The 1304-nt window shown below is 52.1% G+C and carries 1 protein-coding gene; it reads left to right on the top strand.

The features are described from left to right. Positions 1-91 precede the first annotated feature (91 nt). Positions 92-1267 (top strand): integrase core domain-containing protein, encoded by a 1176-nt coding sequence (locus HU762_RS26495; protein WP_186641867.1) that lies wholly within the window; start codon positions 92-94, stop codon positions 1265-1267. The last annotated feature ends 37 nt before the right edge of the window (positions 1268-1304 follow it).

The following is a 1304-nucleotide window of genomic DNA, read 5'->3' as shown; positions in this document are numbered from 1 at the left end:
GGGTATGACTCACCCACATGGGTTACAAATCAGTTCAAGCACATAGGTAACAGTTATTAACTGGCATGGTCGATTTCGCGAGGATCTGACCATGCCCTGGAAAGAGCTGAAACCTATGGACCTCAAAGTGATGTTCATCGCGGCGTATCTGTCTGAAGAACACAGCTTTAGCCAGCTGTGTCAGGACTATCAGATCAGCCGAAAGACTGGCTATAAGTGGGTCGAACGCTATCAGTTAGAGGGGCCCAGTGGGCTCGATGAGCGTAGTCGGCGCCGGCACAACCAGACCTATGTGGTGCCGCTGGTTGTGAGGCAGGCAATCATTGAGTTTCGCTCTACTGGCGAAACGGTTCCGGGTCCTAAAAAGATTCAGAACGATCTGATGAAACGCTTTCCTGGGCAGGATCCGCCTTCGAAAACGACCATCTACAACATCCTTAAGGCAGCGGACCTGATCACGTCTCGACCGTTGCGCCAGCGTGTCGCTGTCTATCCCAAGCCTTTGCGTAAGGCAGAATCGCCTAATCAACTTTTCAGCGCAGATTACAAAGGCCAATTTCTCACCGGAGCGGGTGTCTGGTGTTATCCGCTGACGATCATGGACCATGCCAGTCGCTTCTTGCTTGCCTGCGAGAGCATGGCTAACACCAATCTCAAGGAGACCCAGCAAACCTTCGAGCACGTCTTTCGGGAGTATGGGATGCCTGAGCGCATCCGAACCGATAATGGCGTGCCGTTTGCGAGCACAGGGCGTGCGGGGTTGTCGCAGTTATCCATCTGGTGGCTACGCCTTGGGATTATTCCTGAGCGAATTGAGCCCGGTCGACCAGATCAAAATGGACGTCATGAGCGTATGCACCGGACATTGAAGAGTACGTTTCCCAAACCGCCGGCCATTGCCTGGGAGGCTCAGCAAAAACACTTTGATCGATTTATGCAGCACTACAATCATGAACGGGGACACGAAGCACTCGGCCAGAAAACCCCGGCGTCCTGCTATACCCCCTCAACCCGAGTTTACCCGGAGAAACTACCGGAAATGGGGTATGCGAGCCATGTTGAGTGTTACCTGGCCGATGGTAGCGGAATCATTAATCGAGATGGTCTGCGGATATATGTGGGGAACCTGCTCAGGCATCAAACCATTGGAATGGAGATGATCAAAGACGGGGTATGGAATGTTATCTTCGGTCCGGTGATCCTAGGTCACGTCAATGCCCGGGACGCAAAAAACGGCTATGTTTCAATCAAAGTGTCACCTATGTGAATGCACTTTTTTGTAACCCATGTGGTTGTTCCGTACA

This window comes from Pseudomonas sp. SWRI92 (genome assembly GCF_014268685.1).
Taxonomy (GTDB): Bacteria; Pseudomonadota; Gammaproteobacteria; order Pseudomonadales; family Pseudomonadaceae; genus Aquipseudomonas; species Aquipseudomonas marvdashtae.
This window is presented reverse-complemented; position numbering and strand designations above follow the sequence as displayed.

What these genes read in the sequence shown, in the direction of transcription:
- HU762_RS26495 (WP_186641867.1), top strand. Translation starts at nt 92, where the DNA reads ATGCCCTGGAAAGAGCTGAAACCTATGGACCTCAAAGTGATGTTCATC.